At 71.1% G+C, this 1,634-nt stretch carries 1 protein-coding gene and 1 pseudogene; both read right to left on the bottom strand.

Going from position 1 to position 1,634, the window contains the following annotated elements; all coding sequences use genetic code 11:
- Positions 1-132, bottom strand: a pseudogene (locus C1J00_RS47475) (sugar phosphate isomerase/epimerase); the annotation flags it as partial.
- A 99-nt stretch (positions 133-231) separates the two neighbouring features.
- Positions 232-1,634 (bottom strand): alkaline phosphatase family protein (locus C1J00_RS43045; RefSeq protein WP_102914194.1); only part of this gene is annotated, 1,403 nt, incomplete at its 5' end.

The following is a 1,634-nucleotide window of genomic DNA, read 5'->3' as shown; positions in this document are numbered from 1 at the left end:
GGCGGGGGCGGCTGTCGCGGGGGCCGCGGCGCCGAGCAGGGCGGCGGCGGTGGCGCCGGCGGCCACGCCGAGCATGCCCCGTCTGCTGAGGCGGTGGCTGAGTTCGGGGTCGGGCTGGGAGAAGCGGCTCATGCGTGGAACTCCTCGTGATCGCGGGGCGTTGTCAGTGGTGAGTGCTTCACTTGTGACCAGTCGGGACTGAGGGCTATGGCCTCTACGGTTTCTACGGCCTCAGGCGAGACCGGCGAGTCGGAGCAGCAGTGACTTCACATCGGTGGCCGCGACGCGGTCGCCGACAGCACGGGGGGTGGAGCAGATGAGGAGCGGACCGTCGTCGTCGCTCTGCGGAAGGCGGCCGTGGCTGCCGCGAATAGGTGAGGGGTCCAGGGGCACGACCGCCATGCGGTAGCGCATGCCGAGTTTCTTGCGCGCCAGGGCGGTGGCCGCCTTGACCTTGACGTAGGGGTCGAGGGGATCCATGAAGAGCTCGACCGGGTCGTAGCCGGGCTTGCGGTGGATCTCGACGAGTTGCGCGAAGTCGGGCGCGCGGTCGTCGTCGAGCCAGTAGTAGTACGTGAACCAGGCGTCGGGTTCCGCCACGGCGACGAGTTCGCCCGCGCGCGGATGGTCGAGGTGATGGGCCTTCTTGCCCTCGTCGTCGAGGAGTTGCTCGATGCCGGGCAGGCCGTCCAGGGCCGCCCGGGTGGCGTCGAGGTCCTCGGGACGGCGCACATAGACATGGGCGATCTGGTGGTCGGCGACCGCGAAGGCGCGCGATGCCATCGGGTCGAGGTACTCCATGCCGTCCTGCGTGTGCACCTCCAGCAGGCCGGCGCGGCGCAGGGCGCGGTTGATGTCGACGTGCCGGTTCACCCGGGTGATGCCGTACTCGGACAGTGCGACGACGGTACGGCCCTCGGCGCGGGCCTCGTCCAGCAGCGGGGCCAGGGCGGCGTCCAGGTCGGCGGCCGCCTTCAGGGAGCGCGGGTCGTCGGGGCCGAAGCGCTGCAGGTCGTAGTCGAGATGAGGGAGGTAGCAGAGCGTCAGGTCGGGGTGCCGGGTACGGATGATGTGGCGGGTCGCGTCGATGATCCACCGGCTGGAGACGAGGTCCGCTCCGGGGCCCCAGAAGCGAAAGAGGGGGAACGTGCCGAGTTCTTCGGTGAGTTCGTCGTGCAGCGCGGCCGGCCTGGTGTAGCAGTCGGGTTCCTTGCGGCCGTCGGCGTAGTAGACCGGGCGGGGGGTGACGGTGATGTCGGTGTCGGCACCCATGGCGTACCACCAGCAGATGTTGGCGACGGTGTAGCCGGGGTGGGCGCGGCGGGCGGCGTCCCAGAGTTTGTCGCCGGCCACGAGCCCGTTGTGCTGGCGCCACAGGAGGACGTCGCCGAGTTCGCGGAAGTACCAGCCGTTGCCGACGATGCCGTGTTCGGAAGGCATGGTGCCGGTGAGGAACGTGGACTGGGCGGCGCAGGTGACGGCGGGCAGGACGGTGCCGAGCGGGGCGCGGGAGCCGGACTGGCCGAGCGCCCTGAGGTGGGGCATGTGGTCGAGGAGACGGGGGGTGAGGCCGACGACGTCGAGGACGAGGAGCGGGGTGGGGCGGTCCTCGGCGGCCGGGAGCGGGGCGGCCG

It is taken from the genome of Streptomyces cahuitamycinicus (genome assembly GCF_002891435.1).
Taxonomy (GTDB): domain Bacteria; phylum Actinomycetota; class Actinomycetes; order Streptomycetales; family Streptomycetaceae; genus Streptomyces; species Streptomyces cahuitamycinicus.
The sequence above is the reverse complement of the archived record's forward strand: the minus strand, read 5'-3'. Positions and strand labels throughout refer to the sequence as shown.